This is a genomic window from Pseudoalteromonas sp. 3J6 (genome assembly GCF_903995135.1).
Lineage (GTDB): Bacteria > Pseudomonadota > Gammaproteobacteria > Enterobacterales > Alteromonadaceae > Pseudoalteromonas.
Window position 1 is genome coordinate 1,773,925 of the sequence record NZ_LR877185.1, and the last position, 23,888, is coordinate 1,797,812.

19 protein-coding genes are annotated in these 23,888 nt (G+C 38.1%); 12 read left to right on the forward strand and 7 right to left on the reverse strand.

Annotated elements, in window-relative coordinates; translation table 11 throughout:
• The first annotated feature begins 117 nt into the window (after positions 1 to 117).
• The 3 genes from P3J6_RS08195 to P3J6_RS08205 are packed head-to-tail and all read left to right on the forward strand — an operon-like array spanning position 118 to position 3,616.
• Positions 118 to 1,347: a paraquat-inducible protein A gene (locus P3J6_RS08195; RefSeq protein WP_198522688.1), complete on the forward strand. Its 1,230-nt coding sequence runs from the start codon at positions 118 to 120 to the stop codon at positions 1,345 to 1,347.
• Positions 1,344 to 2,999 carry an intermembrane transport protein PqiB gene (gene pqiB, locus P3J6_RS08200; protein ID WP_198522689.1) on the forward strand — a complete coding sequence of 552 codons (1,656 nt, stop codon included), beginning with the start codon at positions 1,344 to 1,346 and terminating at the stop codon, positions 2,997 to 2,999. The genes P3J6_RS08195 and pqiB overlap by 4 nt, the downstream gene beginning before the upstream one ends.
• Complete coding sequence (locus P3J6_RS08205) at positions 2,999 to 3,616, forward strand: PqiC family protein (protein ID WP_198522690.1); 618 nt, start codon at positions 2,999 to 3,001, stop codon at positions 3,614 to 3,616. Before pqiB ends, P3J6_RS08205 begins: the two co-directional genes overlap by 1 nt.
• On the opposite strand, the gene P3J6_RS08210 is transcribed toward P3J6_RS08205, so the two are convergent.
• On the reverse strand, positions 3,603 to 4,145 hold the full coding sequence (locus P3J6_RS08210) for a GNAT family N-acetyltransferase (protein ID WP_442960223.1): 543 nt from the start codon (positions 4,143 to 4,145) through the stop codon (positions 3,603 to 3,605). The two genes, P3J6_RS08205 and P3J6_RS08210, sit on opposite strands and share 14 nt — an antisense overlap.
• Before the next feature lie 57 nt (positions 4,146 to 4,202).
• Positions 4,203 to 7,085: an insulinase family protein gene (locus P3J6_RS08215; protein ID WP_198522691.1), complete on the reverse strand. Its 2,883-nt coding sequence runs from the start codon at positions 7,083 to 7,085 to the stop codon at positions 4,203 to 4,205.
• Positions 7,086 to 7,240: 155 nt separating this feature from the next.
• On the opposite strand from P3J6_RS08215, the gene P3J6_RS08220 reads away from it, so the two are divergent.
• On the forward strand, positions 7,241 to 7,660 hold the full coding sequence (locus tag P3J6_RS08220) for an MAPEG family protein (RefSeq protein WP_198522692.1): 420 nt from the start codon (positions 7,241 to 7,243) through the stop codon (positions 7,658 to 7,660).
• A 44-nt stretch (positions 7,661 to 7,704) separates the two neighbouring features.
• On the opposite strand, the gene P3J6_RS08225 is transcribed toward P3J6_RS08220, so the two are convergent.
• Complete coding sequence (locus tag P3J6_RS08225; RefSeq protein WP_138607792.1) at positions 7,705 to 8,448, reverse strand: peptidylprolyl isomerase; 744 nt, start codon at positions 8,446 to 8,448, stop codon at positions 7,705 to 7,707.
• Between the two features lie 341 nt (positions 8,449 to 8,789).
• On the opposite strand from P3J6_RS08225, the gene P3J6_RS08230 reads away from it, so the two are divergent.
• Both P3J6_RS08230 and ushA read left to right on the forward strand, forming a co-directional pair.
• The gene (locus tag P3J6_RS08230; protein WP_198522693.1) at positions 8,790 to 8,981 is read left to right on the forward strand and encodes a hypothetical protein; all 192 of its coding nucleotides are present in this window, start codon (positions 8,790 to 8,792) and stop codon (positions 8,979 to 8,981) included.
• A gap of 80 nt (positions 8,982 to 9,061) precedes the next feature.
• Positions 9,062 to 10,681 (forward strand): bifunctional UDP-sugar hydrolase/5'-nucleotidase UshA, encoded by a 1,620-nt coding sequence (gene ushA / locus P3J6_RS08235; protein WP_198522694.1) that lies wholly within the window; start codon positions 9,062 to 9,064, stop codon positions 10,679 to 10,681.
• A gap of 386 nt (positions 10,682 to 11,067) precedes the next feature.
• On the opposite strand, the gene P3J6_RS08240 is transcribed toward ushA, so the two are convergent.
• Entirely contained in the window at positions 11,068 to 12,012 is a 945-nt protein-coding gene (locus P3J6_RS08240; protein WP_198522695.1) for a hypothetical protein, read from the reverse strand.
• Positions 12,012 to 12,881: a hypothetical protein gene (locus tag P3J6_RS08245; protein ID WP_138606876.1), complete on the reverse strand. Its 870-nt coding sequence runs from the start codon at positions 12,879 to 12,881 to the stop codon at positions 12,012 to 12,014. The genes P3J6_RS08240 and P3J6_RS08245 overlap by 1 nt, the downstream gene beginning before the upstream one ends.
• Positions 12,882 to 13,117: 236 nt before the next feature.
• Here P3J6_RS08245 and P3J6_RS08250 point away from each other — a divergent pair, with 236 nt between their 5' ends.
• From P3J6_RS08250 to P3J6_RS08260, 3 genes are all read left to right on the forward strand, one after another.
• Positions 13,118 to 13,972 (forward strand): S1/P1 nuclease, encoded by an 855-nt coding sequence (locus P3J6_RS08250; protein ID WP_178957279.1) that lies wholly within the window; start codon positions 13,118 to 13,120, stop codon positions 13,970 to 13,972.
• Between the two features lie 43 nt (positions 13,973 to 14,015).
• The gene (locus P3J6_RS08255) at positions 14,016 to 17,195 is read left to right on the forward strand and encodes a TonB-dependent receptor (protein WP_198522696.1); all 3,180 of its coding nucleotides are present in this window, start codon (positions 14,016 to 14,018) and stop codon (positions 17,193 to 17,195) included.
• A gap of 325 nt (positions 17,196 to 17,520) precedes the next feature.
• On the forward strand, positions 17,521 to 20,631 hold the full coding sequence (locus P3J6_RS08260; RefSeq protein ID WP_198522697.1) for a TonB-dependent receptor: 3,111 nt from the start codon (positions 17,521 to 17,523) through the stop codon (positions 20,629 to 20,631).
• A 48-nt stretch (positions 20,632 to 20,679) separates the two neighbouring features.
• Here the strand turns inward: P3J6_RS08260 and P3J6_RS08265 are convergent, their stop codons facing one another.
• Complete coding sequence (locus tag P3J6_RS08265; RefSeq protein ID WP_198522698.1) at positions 20,680 to 21,111, reverse strand: MarR family winged helix-turn-helix transcriptional regulator; 432 nt, start codon at positions 21,109 to 21,111, stop codon at positions 20,680 to 20,682.
• A 152-nt stretch (positions 21,112 to 21,263) separates the two neighbouring features.
• On the opposite strand from P3J6_RS08265, the gene hmgA reads away from it, so the two are divergent.
• Positions 21,264 to 22,565 carry a homogentisate 1,2-dioxygenase gene (gene hmgA / locus P3J6_RS08270; protein ID WP_198522699.1) on the forward strand — a complete coding sequence of 434 codons (1,302 nt, stop codon included), beginning with the start codon at positions 21,264 to 21,266 and terminating at the stop codon, positions 22,563 to 22,565.
• A 7-nt stretch (positions 22,566 to 22,572) separates the two neighbouring features.
• The gene (gene maiA / locus P3J6_RS08275) at positions 22,573 to 23,202 is read left to right on the forward strand and encodes a maleylacetoacetate isomerase (RefSeq protein ID WP_198522700.1); all 630 of its coding nucleotides are present in this window, start codon (positions 22,573 to 22,575) and stop codon (positions 23,200 to 23,202) included.
• Here the strand turns inward: maiA and P3J6_RS08280 are convergent.
• Positions 23,199 to 23,432, reverse strand: coding sequence for a TIGR02647 family protein (locus P3J6_RS08280; RefSeq protein ID WP_008464346.1), 234 nt, complete (start codon positions 23,430 to 23,432; stop codon positions 23,199 to 23,201). The two genes, maiA and P3J6_RS08280, sit on opposite strands and share 4 nt — an antisense overlap.
• A gap of 104 nt (positions 23,433 to 23,536) precedes the next feature.
• On the opposite strand from P3J6_RS08280, the gene P3J6_RS08285 reads away from it, so the two are divergent.
• On the forward strand, positions 23,537 to 23,839 hold the full coding sequence (locus tag P3J6_RS08285) for a DUF1496 domain-containing protein (protein ID WP_198522701.1): 303 nt from the start codon (positions 23,537 to 23,539) through the stop codon (positions 23,837 to 23,839).
• The last annotated feature ends 49 nt before the right edge of the window (positions 23,840 to 23,888 follow it).

The window sequence follows — 23,888 nt, forward strand, 5'->3', positions numbered from 1 at the left end:
AATCCGTTTTTATTTTCAGTTTTTGGGGTTACTTATTAGTAATTTAGCCGCAGTGTTTGTATTTAGCTATTAATTATAGCAATATTTAAATTATTGAATTAACTATAAGCTAACATTTTGCAAACTGCCTGCCCAAGCTGTGATCTTATCATTGAAATTCCAGAAATTAATGCCAAACAAGTCGCACTGTGTCCTCGCTGCAACCACAAGGTTCGCGGTGTTAATGTTAACCATGATACCGAAATAGTCGCATTAAGCTTCAGCGCACTGCTGATGTTACTCAGTAGTATGTTTTATCCGTTTATTTCTTTTAGTAGCAATGGTATTACCCAAACAATTACCCTACCTGACGCTGCTCGCATTTTATTTAATTATGATAGTGACCTACTCGGCCTGTTTATTGATATCAGCATTATTATTCTGCCTATGAGTTTGCTCATTATTTTGATCCCTTTGCATTTAGGGGTACTCAAAGCGCTGCCGCAAACAATTGCAAGAAGGCTATTAAAATTTACCTTGGCGCTTGAGCCTTGGATCATGTCAGAAATATTTTTGATTGGTGTTTTGGTTAGTATGGTTAAAATAATGTCATTAGCTGAGGTTAGCTTTGGTACCAGCTTTTTTGCCTATGTGGGATTTGTAATTTTTTATGTTAGTGCGTTAACACGGCTAAATCGTGCAAGGTTGTGGTCGCAGGTAAGCCCGGCAACTCGGCTTCAAAGTAGTGCAGGCGCAGAACGTGCAATAGACGATAATATAAAAGCCTGCCATGTTTGCCACCAATTGAGTGTTGATTTAACCTGCCCTCGTTGCCATAGTAAAACCTACTTAAGAAACCCCTACAGCGTTCAAAAAGCAGCAGCTTGGCTAGTTACCTCCGTAATTTGTTATATCCCCGCGAATTTACTGCCCATTATGTACACTATCAGCCTTGGGGATGAAACCCCTGCCACGCTTATTTCTGGTGTTATTACTTTATGGAATAGTGGCTCGTACCCAATTGCGCTGATTATCTTTTTTGCAAGTGTGGTGGTGCCATTAGCGAAAGCGCTCATTTTAAGTTTTTTATGTTTTATGGTTACAAAACCCGCCAACCTGCATACAAAAGGTTACACAAAAGTGTATCAACTTACTGAATTTATAGGAAAATGGTCTATGATTGATGTGTTTGTTGTGGCTATATTAGTTGCATTAGTGCAGCTAGGTAATTTGATGTCGGTTATACCGGGTTTAGGCATCGTCTTTTTTACTGTTATGGTATTATGCCAAATGATGGCAGCACACGCATTTGACCCTCGTTTACTGTGGGATTCACCTAAAAATAAAAACGCAGAGAATAAAGCATGACTAAAACAGCCAACGTAGCACAAAAAACACGTATTTCTGCGATTTGGATTATTCCCGTGGTTGCCTTATTGGTAGGTATTTGGATGCTTTATCAATACCAATTAAATAAAGGGCAAACAATCTACATCAGCATGCCACAAGCAGAGGGCATTGTTGCCGGTAAAACAGAAATTAAAGTACGTAGTGTTAAAATAGGACAAATTGATCACGTCCGTCTTTCTGACAGCCAAGACAGTGTTATTGCACGGGCACAAATAGATAAAAACTACGATAACTTGCTTACTGAAGATGCCCGTATTTGGGTGGTAAAACCTCGTATAGATGAAACAGGCATTAGTGGCATGAGCACTTTGCTCTCAGGCGTTTATTTAGAGTTTTCGCCAGGCGAAAGTAAACAACTAAAGAAGCAGTTTAAACTTCAAGAGGAACCCGCATTAATAGGCAAAGATGTTCAAGGTGGCCGTTTTAAGTTACTCAGTTACAATGCAGAAGTACTTGATGTGAGTACTGGCATATTTTTTAAAAACTATAAAATAGGCCAAATAGAAACCGCCACTTTTGATTGGAAAAACCAAGCAATGCAATACGGTATTTTTATTAAAGCCCCCTATGAGAACTTGATCACCTTAAACTCTATTTTTTGGGTTAACTCAGGGATAGAAATAGATCTTTCCGCAGATGGTATCAACATTAACACTGGTTCTTTAAGCAAATTATTGAAAGGTGGGATCTCTGTCGGACTACCTGAACAGCAAACTCCTGGCGATTTAGCACAAGACGGTCATAGCTTTTCTTTAAGCCAGAGTTACAAACAAGCTCTAGAAGAGCGCTTTTATGACTTTGATTATTACCTTATCGAATTTGAACAATCCATTCGGGGGTTACGCGTGGGTGCGCCAGTAGAGTACCGAGGAACACGCATAGGTACTGTAGTTGAAGCTCCCGCGAACGTAATAATAGATGGCAAACCCGCTCACTTTCGTGCTAAAAACACCGCTGTCCCTGTATTGATCAAAGTGGAATATGGACGTTTATACCACAACAACGCCTTAGCTAAAGAGTATTGGAAATCAAGCATAATCGAGTGGATAAAAAATGGTATGAGGGCATCATTAAAGCCAGGGAATTTGTTAACCGGTGCAGTTTATGTTGATTTTGACTTTTATACCGACACCCCTAAAAGCGAACTTAAAAAGCTTGCTCAATATGATGTATTTCCTAGTGTATCGAGCGGTATAACGGTGCTTGCTGACCAAGTGTCTGATGTGCTGAATAAGGTAAATAATTTAAAAATTGAAGACAGTTTGGCAAAAATGCAAACAACTTTCAGCGAGTATCAAGCATTGGCCAGTGAAATGCGCACATTATTAAGTAAACCTGACACCCAAAATTTACCCGGTGACTTTAATCGTAATCTCGAAAAAATAACCAAAAGCATGGAACAGTTTGAAATAACCATGCGTCAATTCGATAAAACAATGGCAAGCTATCAAGCAGGCTCACAAATGCACCACCAGCTTGAACAAACACTGCTGCAAATTAAACGTTTATCTGAAGAATTCCAACCACTTACTCGTGGTTTAAACGAACAGCCTAACATGCTCATTTTTGATAAGTCACTGCCTAGCGACCCGCAACCGAGGAAACAATAATGAAAGCACTATTTTTACTTTTAACAAGTGTTCTCTTTATCAGTGGTTGTAGTTCGGCTATTCAAACTGCAACTCAATATTACCAATTTGAACAACCCATAACTGACTCTTCGCGAAATGTGCAAAATACAAAAGCACAACTCAGGGTGCACACAGTTACCTTAAGGGGGACATTGAATAACCGGGGTATTGCTATGAAAGTAGATAATAATCAAGTTCATGCTGCTAATTATCACTTGTGGGGCGAATCGCCGGATGTAATGCTTACAACAACTGCGCAACAAACATTATTTAATGCCATGAGCAACTGGATGGTTATAAAAGGATTGCCGGTCATTACCGACCAACAACAACAAATATTTTATGAAATAGAATATGAATTACATCACTTTAACGGCGATCTGCAAGGTAACGCAGATATCTCAGGGTTATGGCGTTTGTACTATACCCACCCAGAATCAGGCAGACGTTTAATAAGCATTCATAACTTCTCAAATGTTATGCCAATAGACGACGATGGCTACAATTCATTAGTCGCGACCCTTGAAAAAATGTGGCTAGAGATAAATTCAAATGTGGCGAACACAATTGAAAAAACAAGACTCAATCATAAATAAACACTTTGATGGTGGTTTTATCAGCATTGATTACTGCCTTACCCACCTCAGTAAAACCCAGTTTATATAGTACATTTTGAGATCCTAAATTAGCCGTTGAAGTAATTGCGCATACATCTTTTATACCTAATTTATGCCTGTTATATAAAAGTATTGTAGCTGCTTCAAAAATATATCCCTTTTTTTCAAAGCCGACTTTTAACGCAAACCCTAAATCGGGATGTTGCATAGTCGCTCGCTGATAAAAACCAACAATACCAACCACAGTTTCATCATGGAGTGTGATCATATAAGGCCCAAAACCGTGCTCTTTATGGGCAGCTATAAAGCTGTCTTTGATGTATTTTTTAGCGTCGTCTAGGGTATAAATATCTTTATCACCAATGTATTTAATAAAGTTGGCCTGATTAACTAACTTAAGTAACTCCGCCGCATCTGCTATTTGTGCGAAGCGTAAGAGTAAACGTTCAGTTCTAAAAGCAATATTCAAAATAACTCCTTGGAGTTCAATACTATAATTTAACGACATTAAAACAAAACCCAGTCAACAATGACTGGGTTTTTTGGTTTTAGAGTAATTTCAAGCTTACTTTTGCAATTTTATATCGCTGTAGTAATCATCTAAACTCGTCACTTTAGTCTGATTTGGCAAATCAGCAAACTCGCTATCACTAAACTTAGTGCCGCGTAGCTGCACATTTAAACGTGCTGCTTTTGGGTTTAACATTGTTTGCTGGTAGTAATCTTTAATATCAGCAAGGGTGACTTTTTCCACCTCTGCAATTAATTTTTGTCTTGAATCAAAATCAAAGTTTTCACGATACCAATCGTTAATCAATGGACTCATTTCGTCGCTTAAATTCTTTGGCTGTTCTTTTAACGAAACCAAAGTTGCATTTTTAAGCTGTGCAAATGTTTCCTCACTCATGGCATTAAGCTCAGAAGCGTACTCTTTTTTAAACTTGTCAAAGCGCACTTGAATGTCTTTAGGCCCTTTTACCGGTGTTTGGATAAATAAACCAATACCTGAGTAATCTTCAATGGGACGCGCTAATGCGCCTACTGCATAAGCAAGTTGCTCTTCAGTACGCATTTTATCAAAGGCGATTGTTCTAAAGTGACCTTGCAATACTGCTGCCTGAGCTTTTTGTTTGTAACCAGGTATTGGGTGAATGGTCATATCGACCACCGCTACATCGGCTACATCAATATCTTTGTGCAACACACGCGCTTCACCCGGTTGCGGTAACCACGCTTTACTGCGTGCAAACTCCGTTTGAGTATGTGTGCTTGGTAAGATAGCCGCTAACTCAGCAGCAATAGCATCAATGTCTTTTTGGTTGTAGTTACCGTAGCTAAATACACGTAAGTTATTATTTGCTAAGGTGCTTTGCTTTAAAGCGTGTAAATCAGCAAGCGTTAATGTTTTTGCAGCCTTAATTAGCGCTTCTGTATCAAAACTACCAGTACGAGTCAGCTTAGAATACTCACCAAATGCTTGTGCATACGGGAACTGTTTTTGTTGATTCAGTAAATCTCGCTGATAACGGTCAATCGCTTGATTAAACGCTTGTGCTGAAATTTCAGCATCAAACCCAGCTAACGCTTGTTTAAGTAAAATATCTTGTTTATCGGTAAAACCACTTAACGATAGCACCAACCCATTACTTGAGCTTAAATTAACGTTCATACCAGCAACGGCAGCTTCAGTTCGTAACTGACTTAATTGAGTGTTATACAGATCAGCCCAAACAGAATAAAGTACGGTTGAGTTAATATCATGCAAACCTGTTTGCGTATTGATATACACCTCAACTAATCCCTTGGGTTGCTCTGCAAACTGCTGACTTGCTTGGCGCCAAATTTTTACACCGTTTTTATCGTAGCTAAGCTCAGGATGCTTCTGCTCTTTAAAGGCTTGCGTTTTAATTGCAAAACTCTCTGGCAGTAAATTGTTAACACTTGGCAATGCTAAATTAAAATCACTTGGTTTTTCCCAGCTGGCAATTTCTGCATCGCTAATATCATTAATTTTATATTTGCCATCGTAAAAATGCAGCTCAGAATCTGTATCTTCCTGTTGAGAAATATACCAGATGCGAAGTGTATCGGCATTAAGTTGCTTAAGTACATTGTTCACCGCATCAGCATCAAATTGAGCATAGTAGTACGGTGCGTTTATCGCATGATTTAACGGGTAATCTTGCATGCTTTGAGTCAACGCACTAACGTAGTTAAACTCATCGCCCTTTTCTAAAAATTTAAACTGATTGTTTAAAGAGGTGCGAATTTCATTAAAGTATTTACTATTAACGCCCTCACGCTTAATCAAGTCAATGTATTGCATAATTGTCGCAACAATTGACTCGCGGTTTTTCATACCTTCATCAGTCAACTCTATATTAACGCTCAAAGAACCGTAGTTGCCATATTGATTTGGAGAGGCCGAAGCGGATAACTGCGATACCCACCCTTTATCACGTAATAATTGTGCTGGACTACCTGGCATTTCATTACTTAGTAAATAAGCAACAAAGCGATTAGGTTTTACTGCAAATTCAGTTTGATTATTAGCAATTGTGAAATCGAGCTGTAGTTGTTTAACGTCTTCATTTGGTGAGTAAAAAACACGTTTTCCACCGGCATTATCAAAATCTAAGCTCGCAGTAACGCGAGGTTTTTCAATATTTTTATTTTCAATGTCAGCAAAGTATTTTTGTGCTTTTTTCTGCATTTCTGCAATCGGTAAATTAGAAATCAGCGCCACTTTCATAATATTTGATGAATAATATTTATTATAAAAATCAACCGTTTCTTTGTGTAAAGAACTATCCGCTTTGTCACCTAGTGTTTCAAGGTTACCAATTAAGAATCGGTTAGCTGGGTGTTCCCCCATCATTTTACGTGCTAATTTAAATTGGCCAAAAAAGTCCATTTCACGACGCATTGACCACTCAGCATTCACTGCGTTTTTTTCTTTTTCTGTGTATTCTGGGTAAAGCTTAGGGGCTTTAAAAAAGTCTGAAAAGCGGTCTAAGCCTTCTTCAAACGCATCGTTATTAATTTTAAACATGTAGTTGGTAATATCGAGCCAAGTATAAGCATTATGCGCACCACCATTTTTAGTCATAAAATCGGAGTACCCTTTGGTATCAGGGTATCGTTCAGTGCCTAGGAACAACATATGTTCTAGGTAATGCGCCATACCTTGTTGGCTCATTGGGTCATGTAACAGACCTACACCTACACTCAGTGAAGCAGCAGATTTTTCAGCGCTTGGATCAGAGACTAAAATCACTTCAATATCGTTAGCAAGTTTCAAGGTTTTATATTCACGGTTATCATTAGGGCTAACAACGAGCGTTGGTGACAACAGTGATGTTTGTGAAGATTGAGAAAGAGTGGCGGTATTCGAACAACCGCTTAATATTGCCAGTGCAATTGCACTTAAGCCGATGACGTGTCTCATTTTAATTATATCCATTGCTGTTAAATACGTGTTTAGTGTTACAAAATTACTAAATCAGGAATAAACTACCATCATCAAGTAATACTATGCTACTAATTAGTACTTAATTGTGTAACACATTGTGAATAGTAATCAAATAATCAATAAGGTAAATTATGGAAAAGATAATAATAATGGCCATGTTTGTGCAGGTAACACTTTCATTAGTTGTTATGGTGATTATGGGAAAACGTCGTTTTGCAGCGGCCAAAAATAAACAGATACAGTTAAATGATTTTGCCGCTATGCGCCTTGATAAAGCGGGCGATTATGTCAGAGTTGCTGATCGTAATTTTAGTAATCAATTCGAAATACCTGTGCTTTTTTATGCGGGATGTTTACTTGCTTTACAGCTTAATATGGCAAGTGTCAGTATTACAGTACTTGCCTGTTTATTTGTCGCTACACGAATTATTCACAGCATCATTCACCTGGGTAGTAATCATTTAAGAGCCCGTTTTAGAGTGTTTTTACTAGGCTGCTTATCTGTGTTTGTAATGTGGATTTTGCTAGTGCTGGGTGTACTTTACCACTAAAAAATAACGGCGAATTTAACAATTCGCCGTTATTATTTATAAGTTTATTTTGTACGTTTTAATCGAGGTGCTACTAGCAGTAGTGCACCTAATAACCACGCTACACTACCACTAGAGTCTGAAGTTTTTGGTGGTGTAACTTCTACGTTATCAATTAATGTATTTTCTTTAGGTGTCAAGTTTTGTGCTGAATTAGGATCATCATCAAGCACAACCACACTTTGAATTGATACCAAGTTTTGATTACTAATAACTAAATTTTCATCTGAACATTGGGCTTGAGTAATACCAACTAATGGTACCTCTGAACAATGGACTAAGGCAGCAATTTTATTTAAGGTTTCTTGACTTTGCGCAGTGACTTGTCCAAACACGGTAAAACCACCATTTTGTAAATCTAAGTTTTGGCTGTTATCACTCATGTTAAAAAACCATTGGCTGGTAGCGCTGTTTTCATTACCGCCCTGTTTTGCCATAGCAATGGTGCCTTTAACATTTGAATAAATAGGTTCGTTAATAACCGAAGGTTTGGTTGTAATTGGATCCATTTTATCAGAAAAAGTAAAGCCCCCTCCTTGAATGATAAACTTATCAATAGAGCGATGTATTACCGTTTGATTATATGCAGCATCATCAACATAACTTAGGAAATTCTCTACTGTTTTAGGAGTTTGTTGATCAAACAAGTTAATTTGTATCGTTCCCTGGCTCGTTTGCATTTCGACTATAGTTGCAGTGCTTGAAAAACTTGTTGCAGTTAAAATTGAGGCTAAGATAAGCTTCTTCATTATTTTTCCTATTTTTATTGTCATTAGAATTAATATTTTATGCATCATAGAATAGTGCTATTTATTTTGTAAATCGATATATAAGTACTTAACGCTACAATTCATAGCAAGTTAATTACATCGCAGTTACAACTGTTTACATTTTTATTTTAAACACGTTATGGATAATTAATTGCCTGTGTGCCTTGGTGTACATTACGGTTACTCTTTTTAATTAATTTTAAACCTTGCAAGGTATTTAAAAAGCCCCTTATCAATCACTCTTTTTTTGTTATTATCAATCAGGGACTGTTGCCATTTAAAGGTCATTAGGCCCTAACACATTGATAGGAGTACATAAAATGACTAATAACACGACTATTTGTGATTTTGGATTACATAAAGGTGAGCCATACACCCAATTGCCCGTGAGCTTTTTGAAATGGATGATTGATGTTAATCATCAAAAATCTCAATATGCACGAGATGAACTAGCACGAAGAAACAGAGTTGTAGAACAACAGCGAGAAGCCTCACTGGCTGAAAAAACATAAAGAAGTGCGTTTTTTTAATCTCGAACTAGTTTAAACTAGCCACCTACTAGATTGAGCTTTTATTCATCGATAGGTATCTTATGCGTACTCTTATTTTTCTTGTTTTTTTCCTTGGTTTATCTGGCTGTGCCAGCGACTCTGTCAATAAACCTGCAGCACAATATTTAACAGTTCTTCATACCAATGATAACCATGGTCGCTTTTGGCATAACGAAAAAGGCGAATATGGTATGGCTGCGCGTAAAACCTTAATTGACCAGCTAAGAGCAGATGCAAAGGCACAAGGACATCAGGTGTTATTATTATCAGGTGGCGATATTAATACCGGTATTCCTGAATCAGACCTGCAATTTGCTGAGCCCGATTTTAAAGGCATGTCGAAAATTGGCTATGACGCAATGGCATTAGGTAACCACGAGTTTGATAATCCATTAAGTGTATTAAAACAACAACAGCAATGGGCTAACTTCCCTCTTTTATCTGCCAATATTTTCGATAAACAAACTAACGAAACTATTTTTGAGCGCTATAAAATATTTAATAAAGGCGGCTTAACCATTGCCGTTATTGGTTTAACAACAACGGATACCGCAAAAATTGGTAACCCACAATACATTGGCCATTTGGATTTTAAAGATCCGGTTAAAGTAACTGCCTCACTCACCCAAAAGCTAAGAGCAAAATATAACCCGGACATTACCATTGCAGTAACACATATGGGCCACTATGCAGATGCTAAAAATGGGATCAATGCCCCTGGTGATGTCACACTTGCTCGCTCTTTAGATAAAAATGCCCTTGATATGATTATTGGTGGACACTCTCAAGAGCCAGTGTGTATGGCTGCTAAAAATGTTACTGATGAGAACTTTAAACCGGGTTTAGCCTGTAAACCAGATCAGCAAAATGGGACATGGATAATGCAAGCCCACGAATGGGGTAAGTATGTGGGCAAAGCAGAATTTAAATTAGAAAACGGCCAATTATCTCTACTGAGTTATCAATTATTACCCGTTAATTTATATGTCGATAAAAAGCAACCAGACGGCAGCATAAAAGCCGTTTTAGCTGCAGATTACATTAAACCTGACTCTGCATTACAGACCTTTTTGGCAGCATACCAACAAAAGGGGGCTAAGCAAATTGAGGGGGAAATTGGCTTCGTCAATGACAGACTTGAGGGAGATCGTAACAAAGTACGCTTTGAGCAAACAAACCTTGCGCGCGTTATTATCCAAGCTCAAATGAACACCGTGGGTGCTGATTTTGGTATTATCAGTGGTGGCGGTGTTCGCGATAGTATTAATGCGGGTGACGTGAGTTATAAAGATATACTTAAAGTACAACCTTTCAAAAACCGTGTCGCCTATATCGATTTTAAAGGCAATGAAATTTTAACCTATTTAAATGTCGTGACACGTTTTCCACCAGACTCTGGTGCTTACATGCAATATCATAACTTAGCATTTGAATTAAAAGCTGGGCAGGTAACTAACGTATTTATCGCCGGCAAGCCACTTGATATAAACAAAACATACCGCATGAGTATTAATGAATATAACGCCTCAGGTGGCGATAATTATCCAAAAATCACAAAAATGGCCGGGTTTGTAAGCACTGATGAAACTGACTCGCAAGCTTTAAAACGGTTTTTTACTGAGCATAGCCCTGTTGATGCACGTGAATTTGCACCTAAATAATCTAATGTGAACAGCGAAGAGTGTCATTAAAATGCTAATGACACTCTTCATTAAACTTTATGTGAGAGCAAAGCTAGGGTCTGTTGACCTTTGCGGATTAATATTTGTTCAAACTAGGGGCAATTTAATCGCGGCGCGAGGTTTGTAACCTAGTGGGCTAAGTAAAAACCGAGCAACAAAGAGTTAATTGCCCCTAGGCAGAACCCTTCGGGCAGCACCTGTTTGGCATTGATGCCGCGTTATCGCCTATTTGTGGGGAACAACCACACCATATAGACTCTGCCTTGCCTAAATACCAAACAGACTGCTGCAAATTTAACCTTGAAAGTTCAACAGACCCTGGTTTAAGCTCACTTAAATCATTACCCTAGGCAGTTAATTCGAAATTATTTCCCTATTATCTCTATATTCCCTTGGTTAACATTTACTAAGCCATAGCTATGCATCCGTGATCGAGAGCCCTCTCCAAATGCCTTTGGCGGATAATACAGCTCCTTCTGCTCTGGGCAATCATTCAATACATCATCTAACGCCGCACGAATTTCACTCAGGGTTTTTTCTAAACTGTTATTAAAGTTTGGTCGTTTTCTGATGGTATGCCCGAGTTCAACTAAACGATAAAAGTACTTATTGGCAAGTTCTAACAGCTCCTCGGGTACATTTTTATTATGGTTAAGTTTAATCTCTGGATTATTAGTACAAAACTCAACAAGCGCTAGATAAAAACACAACGGCTTATTTGCTAACGCCACTTCTTGCTCGGGATAATAACTACTGGATAAAGTTTTACTTTTTAAATTAATCACGAGTATTAATGGCTTTGATTCTAGTATACTTGGCTCCTGCTCAGTAATGAGTTTTTTATTTCTTTGATAAATTTCAGCCTGCTTTATCATAACTATAATTAATGCACTGACAACAAAAAGCAGTATATAAACAGTCACTCTTGTATACGAAAAATGAGGCTGCTTTAAGGATAAAGCTATAAAAACTACACTATTATTGCTATTTAGTTTTCGAATAAACTCATCGGTTTTTAAGGATGAAATAAACTCGTGCTCTGGCACTATCGAAATTACCTCTATACCCGTGCCTTGGATATGAGTATTTACTGTTTGTATGTAATGTTGTATTGCAACTTTATTACCAGAATGTTTAAGAAGCTCATTTGATAAATCGAGCAGAGGTAAGTCTAAAGCGATTTGTTTTTCTATTTGAGCTATTTGTAACTTGTTTACCTGTTGCTGCTTATGTGTTGTTGAAATATAAAACACCAATGAAAATACAATGAATAATATAAAAACACCTAATGACGATACAAGCTTTCTCATTACGACTCCCCTATAAAGGTAACGGGGTAATTATTACATTGCCAATATGGCTCAACATCTTGATAGTATTGAAACGATTGTTCTTTAGACATACTTAGCAAGTGAGATTGTACAGCGCAGAGCAAATCGGTATTGTTATGCTGCATTTTTAAGTACCAACGAGTACCTGCAACATTACTGCTTATGGGCGTAATATAATTCTTTGAGAAGCGCTTACTATCATTTTCTCTCCAAAAAGAGGCAATCAGGTCAACCTGCCCGTTCGCCAGTAATTCCCGCAATTCATTATGTGAGCTGGCATAGGTTATTTTTAGTTGAGCAATATTAAGTCCTAATTGCTTAAACGTTTGTTTTGGCAAAATATGTCCAGATCGGCTAGTTGGATAATCTAGCAGGCCTATTTTTTTGTCTAAAAAATACTGTTTAGTGATCAGAGGCTTCTCTTTTGAAGATATAAAAAACGCGGTGTAATCTGAAAAGCCGACCACTGGCTGATAATTGTAAGTAGTCTCGGCTCTAAACGCCTCCATAATATTATTTTTAGCTAAAATTAAATCCGCAATGCCTTTACCAACAAACTCTAAGCTATCTACGGTTCTGTAGCCCCAATAGCCAATAACAGACCCATATTGCTTTGCCACAACTTTATCATCACACAAGTTTTTAGTGAGCAATTGAGCAACATACTTTGAGGGTGTAAATACTATAAGCTGATTTTGATTAGCCGTTGCCGTGGTTTGACATGTCGTTGATGTTTCTATCATCACTGGGAAAGCTATTTCTTTTTCATCTACAGCCATTTGACCAGCAAACCAACTAAGCAACAACACTATAAACATAAATGTAACAATTGCTGTTTTATGCAACATTAACTTTTTAATATCCAAATAACACCGATCTAAAATGAAGTTATAATACATTTGAACAATTTTAATTACTTATTACAATAGGTAATTTTACTCATCAAACATAAGGTATTGATAAAAAACAACTTTAAATAAGAAAATATGAATTTTATTGAGTCCTTTCTATCAACATGAAAAATACGGACAATTGACCTTATAAGGTTTTATAAATTAAATTTCACACTCACTAGGATGCCTCGATGCAGATAAATGTAAAACATTCGCTTTCATTAACACTTTTAATTAGTGCAATATTTGCAAGCACAGACTGTAATGCATGGGGGCAAAACGGCCACCGCGTTGTTGGTAAAATTGCAGAGGCTCATGTAAGTGAAACCACCAAGGCCGCACTTATTCCTTATCTCAATGGTGAATCTTTAGCACAAATTTCAACATGGCCAGATGAAATGCGCTCTGCGCCGGGTGATTTTTGGCAAAAAAAATCATCTCGCTGGCACTATATTAATGCAGATGACAATGCAAAATTTAGCTTTAACCACGAACACACTGAACATAAAGAATCAGTAACAAACATATTAGAAGGCATTCACTATTCAATTAAAGTATTAAAGGATGATAAATCAAGCCTTGCAGCAAAGCAGTTTAGTTTACGTTTTTTAGTGCACTTGGTCGGCGACAGCCATCAACCATTTCATGCAGGTAGAGCTGAAGATAGAGGCGGGAATCGCATTAAGGTTTCTTTCTTTAACCAACAAACCAATCTTCATAGCTTATGGGATACTAAGCTGGTAGAAAATGAAAATTTATCTTTTACTGAATACGCTCAATTTATAGATACTAATAACAACGAGTTAATTAACGAGTATTTAAACAGTACCCCAACAAGCTGGCTTGAAGAGTCACACAACCTTGCTTTACAAATATATAAATCAACAGAAGAAAATATTAGCTACGACTATATTTACAACCACACCCCTATTGTAAAAACGCGCTTACAACAAGCGGGCATTCGCTTGGCTGGACTGTTAAATACATTATTTGATCCAGCGAGTAAACGTTCAAAAAAAGCTTTAACACTAAAAGCAACAAAATAAATTCAGTTTCTAACTTAAATAACCTAAACGGGAAATCAACACTATGACAAAGCTTCGCCTTTCGAAATTAACTGGGGCAGTAATTCTTGCTCTAGGAGTTTCAACAAGCGCTATGGCTGCTGACACTTCATCTGCAATGCGTGGTAAAATCACCACACCTTCAGGTGCGAACGCTGCAAACGTTAAAATTAAGGTTGTTCATCAACCTACTGGCACAATCAGTGAGTTAACAACCAATGAAAGTGGTACTTTTATAGCCAATGGTTTACGTGTTGGTGGACCATACATGGTGATTATCGACTCTGATACATTTAACGACACCACTGTTGAAAACATCTTTTTAAACCTTGGTGAAACTTATCGCTTGAAGTCGCAATTAGCACCACTAAATATTGAAAAGATTGAAGTCTCTGGATATAAAATCATCCAACAATCAGGCGGTTCTAGCAGTACGTTTGGTGAAGATACCATTAATAACATGCCTAGCTTTAATCGTGACATTAAAGACATTGCGCGTTTAAACCCACTTGCAAGTATTAATGGTAGCGGTCAACTAACTTTTGCCGGTAGTAACCCACGCACGAATGGTTTAACTGTAGATGGCATTGGCCAAAATGATGACTTTGGTTTAAATTTTGGTGGCTACCCAACCTCACAACCCCCTGTAGCACTAGATGCGATTGAACAAGTATCTGTAGATGTTTCGCCTTTTTCGGCTTCTAAAGGAAACTTTGGTGGCGGTACTATTAATGCGGTAACAAAGTCTGGTACAAATGAGTTTAAATTTTCTGGCTTTTATGAAATATCTACCCCTGATATATCAGGAGATCTTCTTAATATCGTTGAAGAAGATGACCTAGATGCGATTGGTCAAAAAACTTTTTCTACTAATAAAGTAGAGCCTATTCAAACAGAAGAAAGGTTTGGCTTTAATGTTGGTGGAGCACTAATAGAAGATGAGCTGTTTTATTTTGTAAACTATGCAGAATGGTCAAGTGAATCGGATCTTGATTATGGTTTTAGCGGATCAGGTGCTGCAAATGAATTTAATACCACTGAAGCTAATTACAACCGTTTCATTTCAATCTTAAATGATGAGTACGGACTCACTGATTCACTAGCGGGTGCTCCAGAAGATACAAATAAAAACTTATTAGTTAAGCTTAGCTGGAATGCAAGTGATGATCATCGCCTAGATTTTACTTACCAATGGCAAGACGATCAAGATGAGCGTAATTCAAGCTACGGTGGTGATAACATCGTTCTTCAGTCAAATACTTATGCGTATGTTACTAAGTTCAATAATTTTGCCACTAAACTCTACTCAGATTGGACTGAAGACTTTTCAACTGAAATTGGTATTTCTTATAAAGATGTCATTTCAGACAGCGCGACACGTTCTAATTTAGGAAGTATATCGGTAGACGAAGATGGACGTAATGGCCCATCTTACAGCTTTGGTACAGATCAATACCGCCATGCAAATCGCTCTGAAACACAAAATTTAACGTTAACATTCGATGCTACTTACTTAACTGATGAGCATGAAATAAATTTTGGAGCTCAGTACGAGTCACTTCGTTTATACAATTTATTTGCTCAAAACTCATTGGGCTCATGGAAGTTTGATAGCTTAGAAGACTTTGCGAACCGCAATGTAGGCTTTTATGATTTCTCTTATCAAAATGCCTACACGAATAATTCGGCTGATACCGCTTATGATGTAAGACGTAATCAACTTGCACTTTACATTGAAGATACTTTCTATGTTGGTGACGACTTAGAGGTTACTGCGGGTGTTCGTTATGAACGTTTATCATCAGATGACAAACCTACTCTAAACGAAAATTTTGCCAGTACTTATGGGTTCACAAATCAAGAAAATCTTGACGGCTTAGATATCATTTTACCGCGTATTGGCTTTAAATATTATGCGACAGAAGCGCTTACAATTAGCGGTGGTATCGGTCGTTTCCAAGGCGGCATTCCTAATGTTTGGTATAATAACTCATTCCAAAGTGATGGCATCACGCTTGTATCGGCACCTAATGATGTAATAAATGATTACTACGCTAATAACACTGCTGATATTACCCAAGTGCCTGATGAAATTAAAAACTCTTTGCAGCAAGGCGCTGGTAGTGTTGCATATATAGACCCAGATTTTAAACTTCCTTCAAGTATTCGTACCCAAGTTGGTTTTGAGTATGATTTTGACTCTGAGCTATTCGGTGACGGCTTTAAATGGCAAGCCGAAATCGCGTATCATAAAAAAGAAAATGAAGCCGTATGGCACAATTCTTCAATTACACCTGTTGGCTTAGCTGCTGATGGTGAACGCGTGATTAATCAAACTATATATTCAGGTTCACTTACTGATAACGTTGATATTGAAATGACGAACTCATCTGATGATGGTCGTTCAATCATCTTATCAACGGGCATTGCCAAAGAGTGGGATAATGGTTTATTTATTTCTGCAAGTTATGCGCATCAAGATGTTAAAGAGTCTTCAGCAGGTTCGGCATCACAGGCAGAAGGTAACTATAAACACAATATCACTGTAAACCGCAATGAAGATATTGCTGCTCGCGGGTTTTATGAAATAGAGCATAGCTTTAAAGTTAACCTAGGTTATACCGCTGAGTTGTTTAGTGGTTATGCGACTAAATTTAACGTCTACTTTGAACGTCGCTCTGGTCGTCCATTCAGCTACACAATGGGAATGTATAAAGATGGTGATTTAGGGGATACTAGTTCACTGTTTACAAACGGTGCTTACTTACCTTACATACCAACTGGTGCTGACGATCCAAATGTAAACTGGGGCGAGTCAAAAATTTCTTGGGCTGAGTTAGAGCCTCTACTGCAAAGTGCTGGTATTTCTCAACGTGGCGGTATTTTAGCTAAAAACACAGCTACACAACCATGGGTTACAACCATGGATGTAAGTATAAAGCAGGAAATTCCTGGTTTTGCTCAAGGTCATAGTGGTGAGGTGTACTTTATGATTGATAACTTCGCTAACCTTTTAAATAGTGACTGGGGCATCGAGAAAAGTCTAAGCTATTCAAATCAAACAATTTATGATTTTGGTGGGCTTGACGACCAAGGTAGATATAAACTTGATAATACCTATGGCGGCGCTGATGTAAGGAACTACTCGCGAATTAGTAGCTCATCTGCTTGGCAAGCTAAAATCGGTGTTAGCTATAAGTTTTAATCTATAACTTGCACTGCAAAAATTTATAAATATTAAAAAGCCATTACATTTATGTAATGGCTTTTTTTTGAAAAAGTCACTTTTCATCTGTTTGTCATAAAAACTACTTACTATCTGCACAGTAAAATATTGAAACATTAATAAAACGCTAAAGTTCGCATGAAAAGTGTTTTATAATAAAAAAGTTACAGTTGTATTTTATTTGTAACAATCAAATGAGGTACACTATGTAAACATTTTGGGTTAGGTGTGTTACTCAGCCTCCTAATCCAAAATTAAAATAAAAAAGCTATTAAAAGTTTATTTAACTACACGGGAAAATAAAATGAAAATTCAACTTCGCAAAACGGCTCTATCACTTGCTATAGCGGCATGTGTTGGTGTGAGTGGTGCTGCAATTGCAAACGAAACAACCTCAGCAATTAAAGGTCAAATAAAGGGTCCTAACGGTAACCCTGCTGCAGGAACTAAAATTACTATCCTACACGTTCCTTCAGGCTCAGTTAAAACAACTGAGACTAACGACGCTGGTTACTTCACAGCAAAAGGCCTTCGTGTTGGTGGTCCATATAAAGTAGTTGTAGATTCTGACACTTATGCAGATCAAGAGTTCAATAATATTATCTTGAACATTGGTAGCGACTACCCTGTTAATACTTCACTTGAAAATATCTCTGATATTGAGCAAATTGTAGTAACTGGCCGACCAATCAGCACTATGTCTGGTGGTACGGGTCCTGCTTCAACATTCACGTTAAGCGATCTTGAAAATCAACCAGCTATTAACCGTGATTTAAAAGATATTATTCGTATTGACCCTCGTGTTGCTATTGATGATAGCCGTGGTTCAATCAACTGTGGTGGTGGTAACCCACGCTTTAACAGCTTAACCCTTGATGGCGTTCGCATGAACGATAACTTTGGCTTAAGCTCAAACGGTTATCCTACTATTCGCGCTCCGTTCTCTTTTGATTCAATCGAGCAAGTAGCAGTAGAATTAGCACCATTTGATGTTCAATATGGTGGTTTCACATCATGTAACATTAATGCGGTTACTAAATCTGGCGGCAACGACATTCACGGTGGTGTATTCTACGATTACACTAACGATTCAATGAAAGGCGATAAGATTGAAGGTGATGACGTTGATAACGGTGATTACAGTGAAAAACGTTATGGCTTTAACGTTGGTTTACCGCTAATCAATGATACACTTTTCTTGTTCACTTCTTACGAAAAACTTGAAGGTGTTAAACAGTTTAACTATTCATCGTTAGTATCGTCAGCTGACATCGAGCGTATTAAACAAATTACACGTGATGTTTATGGTTACGAAGCCGGTGCAACACCAGCAAGCTCACCGGTAGAAGATGAAAAAATCTTAGTGAAGTTAGACTGGAACATCAATGATGATCATCGTGCTAACCTAATTTATAACTACAATGATGGCTTTACCTTATCGCAATCAGATGCTGATGGTGATGAGCTCGCATTTGACAGCCACTTTTATGAGCAAGGTGCTGAGTTTACTTCAATCGTTGCATCACTTTACTCTGATTGGAATGACGATTTTTCAACTGAAGTTCGCCTAGGTAAATCAGAGCTTGACGCTCGTGTTGAATCTTTAGACGCGGCAAGTGGCTTTGGTGAGTTCCAAATCAATACTACAGCTGCCACTGTGTACGTTGGTCCTGATGATTCTCGTCAATCAAATGATTTAAACTACGACACGACTACAGCTAAATTTTCAGGTACTTACTACCTTGATCAGCACACTATTACCGCTGGTTTTGAGTATGAAAAGTTAGAAGTATTTAACCAATTCGTACAACACACTGAAGGTGAATGGCGCTTTGCATCTATCGATGATTACGAGCAAGGTATAGCAAGTGCTGTGTATTATAATAATGCAGCTGGCACAAATGACCCAACAGATGCGGCTGCTAGCTTCGCTTATTCACAAAATACATTCTATGTACAAGATGAATACAGTTTTTCAGATATCGATGCATCATTAACATTTGGTCTTCGTTACGATAGTTATTCAAGCGATGATAAACCTACTTTCAACCAAAACTTTACTGATCGTTACGGTTTTAGCAATCAGTCAACGTTTGATGGTATTGATCTAATTCAACCACGTGTAGGCTTTGAGTGGTTTGCAACAGATGAACTAGAAGTGCGTGCAGGGGTTGGCTTGTTCTCAGGCGGTAACCCAAATGTATGGCTATCTAACTCTTACTCAAATGATGGTATTACTAATATCAGTGCTCATCAATTTGGTAGTGTGGATTTATTCGCTCCTGAAAATGTTACAGTTACGGGTGCGGGCCCAGGTTTTGATATTCCGAAATCTCAGTTTGATAAAGTCGCTAACACACCAATCGGTTCAGGTGACGGAACAGTGAATGCTGTTGATCCTAACTTTGAAATCCCATCAGAATGGAAATATTCATTAGGTGCAACATATACAACTGAAAACGATTATGTAATTGCTCTAGATTACCTTTACACTGATAAGCGCGATGCAGCGACATTACGAGATATCGCACTTCGCTCTGCTGGTGAAGTAAGTTTTGACGGTCGTCCTTTGTATGAATCAATTGAAGGTCGTAATGGCGAGCTGTTATTGACTAATGTTAACGGTGATAGCGGTTCATCATCAATTATTTCAGCTGCAGTAAGCAAAGCATTCGATAACGGCATAAGTATGCAGTTCTCTTACGCTTATACCGATGCTGATGATGTAAACCCAATGACTAGTTCTGTAGCCAGCTCAAACTACGGTAACCTAGCAACATCAAACCCGGGTAATCCTGGCGTAGCATCATCTGATTACGAAATCCCACATCGCTTTACATTAAACCTAGGTTATAAGCACGAGTTCTTTGATGGTTATAATACTCGCTTCAACCTATTTGGTGAAGCATACAAAGGTTTACCATATAGCTTTACATTCAACGGAAGTGATAGCAAATTTGGTGACGCAAACTCTAATCGCTCGCGTCAATTATTGTATGTACCACTTGAAAACGACCCTAATGTTGTTTACAACATGAGTGCTGATGAAATCAATGAGTTTAACGACTTTATTGCATCTGAAGGTCTTAAACGTGGTGAAATCACTGGTCGTAACCAACAGAACTCTGATTGGTTCGTTAAATTTAACTTTAAAATTACTCAAGAGTTACCTGGCTTTATGGATGGCCATAAAGGTGAAGCATTCTTCGTAATCGATAACTTAACGAATATGTTAAACGATGACTGGGGTGTATTAAGAAAAGGCTCTTTCGTTGGTAATAGAATGCTTAAAGTTGACGTAAATGATCAAGGTCAATACGTTTACTCAGACTTCAGTGCACGTAGTGCTGAGCAATCTGTACAACGCGATGCCTCTTTATGGGAAATGCGTGTAGGTGTTCGTTACACGTTCTAATTTGATTAATTAAATTAGTGTATTTAAAAGCCCACTTTGTGGGCTTTTTTATGCCTGTAATTTATTTTTTAATTTTTCAAAAATGGCGATTAACTGATGTCGTTCATCATCCGACAAGCAGCTTAATAATGCACGCTCCCACTGCAATGCCTGTGGTGTTATTTTTTCGTACAAAGCTATGCCCTTATCACTTAACATCAAAAATGCAGCGCGCTTATCATGCTTATTTAACTCGCTATAAATAAGCCCTTCATCTATTAGCGCTTTTACCGCTCTTGATACTGTCGACTTATCCATATCCGCTTGAGTACATAACTGCTTTGCTGTGCTTTGACCTAATTGCGCTAAATTAGCAATTATTCGCCACTGAGGAATTGTTAAATCAAACTCTTTTTTATAAATGCTCGAGAAATCATTACTTACCTGAGTTGCTAAGTGTGTTAATTGATAGGGCAAAAATGTCGTTAAATCTATTTTCATGTTAAATCACTTGTTTATTTACATACGACTTTTATCTGTTCACTTTTATTTACAACGGTCATAATCAGTGCATTTGATATTAGTCTCACTTAAGAGTATCTTAGCGTAAATAACAAAAATATAACACTCCCCCATTTTTACAGGAGTCAGTAATGGCGACACAATTAAACTACATGACCGGCTTTGGCAATGAATTTGAAACCGAAGCGCTGTCTGGTGCATTACCGATTGGGCAATTCAGTCCGCAAAAAGTAAAATATGATTTATACGCGGAGCAATTCAGTACCACTGCATTTACCGCTCCGCGCGCTGATAACCGCCGCACTTGGATGTATCGTATTCGCCCATCGGTTGTGCAGGGCGATTATACAGCCATAGACAATGGCTTAATTAGAACCGCTCCCATTACTGAAGTACCGACTCCACCAACCATGCTGCGTTGGGATCCCATTGATATACCAGCAGAACCCACTGACTTTATCGATGGCTTAATCACTATGGCTGCAAATGGCAGCGCCAATGGGCAAGCCGGTATTGGTATTCATGTTTATGTTGCCAATAAATCAATGGACAAGCGCTTTTTTTATAACGCCGATGGCGAAATGTTATTTGTACCGCAACAAGGTGAACTACTACTTAAAACAGAACTTGGGCATTTAACTATTAAAGCAGGCGAAATTGCCGTTATTCCGCGTGGTATTAAATTTCAAGTAATGTTACTAACCGATACTGCGCGTGGCTATATTTGTGAAAACTACGGCCATGCCTATGTCCTTGCTGAGCGCGGCCCTGTGGGCGCCAACGGTTATGCGAATGATCGTGATTTTCAATATCCAGTAGCGGCTTTTGAAGATATTGAAGGTGATTTCGAACTAATTGCTAAATTTAATGGCAATATGTTCCGTTGTGATATTGGTCACTCTCCCCTTGATGTTGTTGCTTGGACAGGCAACAGTGCGCCTTATAAATACGACTTAGCTCGCTTTAATGTCATGAATACCGTTAGCTTTGATCACCCCGACCCTTCAATTTTTACCGTACTCACTTCACCATCGGGTACTGAGGGCGTTGCGAATATCGATTTTGCTATTTTCCCACCGCGTTGGATGGTGGCTGAAAACACCTTCCGCCCGCCTTACTATCACCGTAATATTATGAGTGAGTTTATGGGCTTAATAGAAGGGGTATATGATGCAAAAGAGCATGGCTTTGTGCCAGGTGGCATGAGCTTACATAACTGTATGTCGCCGCATGGTCCTGAAGCAGACGTATTTGAAAAAGCGTCAAACGCCGATTTAGAGCCACAACGCTACGATAATACGTTGGCGTTTATGTTTGAGTCACGTTATGTAATATCGCCGACTAAATACGCATTAGAAGGTAAAGAGCGCCAAGCTAATTACACTGACTGCTGGCGCACAATCAAAAAACACTTTAATGGCAATCAAGGATAATTAGATTATGAAGCTTTATACTTATTTTCGCTCATCTGCAGCGTATCGTGTTCGAATCGCATTAAATCTAAAAAATATTGATCATCAATTGGTACCTGTTAACTTATTAAAATCAGAACAGCAAAGCACAGATTACTTACAAAAAAACCCACAAGGGCTGTTACCGACTTTAGAAACAGAAGACGGCGTATTAGGTCAATCTCTAGCAATTTTAGAGTACCTTGAAGAGCAATACCCTGAAACACCATTACTGCAAGGTAATGCTTGGCAAAAAGCACACATTCGCAATTTAAGTTATGCAATTGCCTGTGATATCCATCCTATTGATAATTTGCGAGTGCTTAAATATTTAAGTAGTGAACTTAATGTTGATGATGAAGCAAAAAATAAGTGGTACCGACACTGGGTTGAAGTTGGTTTTGAAAAAATAGAACAAATGCTCGATAGCAAAAATACATTTTGCGCAGGCGACTCGCCAAGCTTAGCCGATGTATGTTTAGTGCCACAGGTATTTAATGCCATTCGCTTTAAAGTAGATATGGCTGCCTACCCTAAAATAGCAGCCGTTTATCAGCGTTGTAATGAATTGGCCGCCTTTATTGATGCAGCCCCAGAAAATCAACCCGACGCAAACTAACTTTTTAACGCACTGTGTATTACAGTGACGTGCTCAATTAAGTCTAAGCCCAGATCAGTTAAATAACCGCCATCTGGGCTATCAATAACTCCTTTATCAAACAAACGTTGTGCTGCACTCAGTAAAGCGGGTTCAGCATCTGAATGGAGTTTAATGCCCTGCATTTTGCTTTCGCGTGGGAATTTGGCAAGTAGTGTAAATTCGTCAATCATCGTTTGATTAAATAGCATATGTGTTCACCTTTTTATTGTTCTGTGTTTTACTGAAGTTGTCTTACTTACCCTAGCATGTTTTTTTGCTAAGTGTAGTTATTTTAAACACCTTGAGGTTATTCATGCGTTATTATTTTACTTTTATTATTGCTGTTTTATGCTTGTGTTTTTCAGCTTTAAGCTACGCTAACACAACAAGAACGCTTCCTATTGTTGATGCTACCCAGCTTATAAACACTAACACTGAGTGCTGGTATGATAATAAACGCTATAGCGAAGGTGCCATACTGCAAGTTCATTCTGTTACGCTTATTTGTGCTGCTAAATACCCCCAACATAACAACAGTCAGTTAATTTGGCTAAAACTCGATAAACAAGGAAACCTTATTTATCCCAAGAAGCCTTCTACGATTACTGTAAATTAATCAAGATTAACAATCTGAAATTTGCCAGCCATCTCCAAACTATTAAGAT

Excerpts from the sequence above, each read along its gene's own strand:
- ushA (WP_198522694.1), top strand. The coding sequence starts at position 9,062 with ATGCGTACTCTTATTTTTCTTGTTTTTTTCCTTGGTTTATCTGGCTGT.
- P3J6_RS08280 (WP_008464346.1), bottom strand. The coding sequence starts at position 23,432 with ATGCTATTTAATCAAACGATGATTGACGAATTTACACTACTTGCCAAA.
- pqiB (WP_198522689.1), top strand. The coding sequence starts at position 1,344 with ATGACTAAAACAGCCAACGTAGCACAAAAAACACGTATTTCTGCGATT.
- P3J6_RS08255 (WP_198522696.1), top strand. The coding sequence starts at position 14,016 with ATGACAAAGCTTCGCCTTTCGAAATTAACTGGGGCAGTAATTCTTGCT.
- P3J6_RS08210 (WP_442960223.1), bottom strand. The coding sequence starts at position 4,145 with ATGTCGTTAAATTATAGTATTGAACTCCAAGGAGTTATTTTGAATATT.
- P3J6_RS08230 (WP_198522693.1), top strand. The coding sequence starts at position 8,790 with ATGACTAATAACACGACTATTTGTGATTTTGGATTACATAAAGGTGAG.
- P3J6_RS08245 (WP_138606876.1), bottom strand. The coding sequence starts at position 12,881 with ATGTTGCATAAAACAGCAATTGTTACATTTATGTTTATAGTGTTGTTG.
- P3J6_RS08205 (WP_198522690.1), top strand. The coding sequence starts at position 2,999 with ATGAAAGCACTATTTTTACTTTTAACAAGTGTTCTCTTTATCAGTGGT.
- P3J6_RS08220 (WP_198522692.1), top strand. The coding sequence starts at position 7,241 with ATGGAAAAGATAATAATAATGGCCATGTTTGTGCAGGTAACACTTTCA.
- P3J6_RS08225 (WP_138607792.1), bottom strand. The coding sequence starts at position 8,448 with ATGAAGAAGCTTATCTTAGCCTCAATTTTAACTGCAACAAGTTTTTCA.
- P3J6_RS08240 (WP_198522695.1), bottom strand. The coding sequence starts at position 12,012 with ATGAGAAAGCTTGTATCGTCATTAGGTGTTTTTATATTATTCATTGTA.
- P3J6_RS08215 (WP_198522691.1), bottom strand. The coding sequence starts at position 7,085 with ATGAGACACGTCATCGGCTTAAGTGCAATTGCACTGGCAATATTAAGC.
- P3J6_RS08260 (WP_198522697.1), top strand. The coding sequence starts at position 17,521 with ATGAAAATTCAACTTCGCAAAACGGCTCTATCACTTGCTATAGCGGCA.
- P3J6_RS08285 (WP_198522701.1), top strand. The coding sequence starts at position 23,537 with ATGCGTTATTATTTTACTTTTATTATTGCTGTTTTATGCTTGTGTTTT.
- P3J6_RS08250 (WP_178957279.1), top strand. The coding sequence starts at position 13,118 with ATGCAGATAAATGTAAAACATTCGCTTTCATTAACACTTTTAATTAGT.
- maiA (WP_198522700.1), top strand. The coding sequence starts at position 22,573 with ATGAAGCTTTATACTTATTTTCGCTCATCTGCAGCGTATCGTGTTCGA.
- hmgA (WP_198522699.1), top strand. The coding sequence starts at position 21,264 with ATGGCGACACAATTAAACTACATGACCGGCTTTGGCAATGAATTTGAA.
- P3J6_RS08265 (WP_198522698.1), bottom strand. The coding sequence starts at position 21,111 with ATGAAAATAGATTTAACGACATTTTTGCCCTATCAATTAACACACTTA.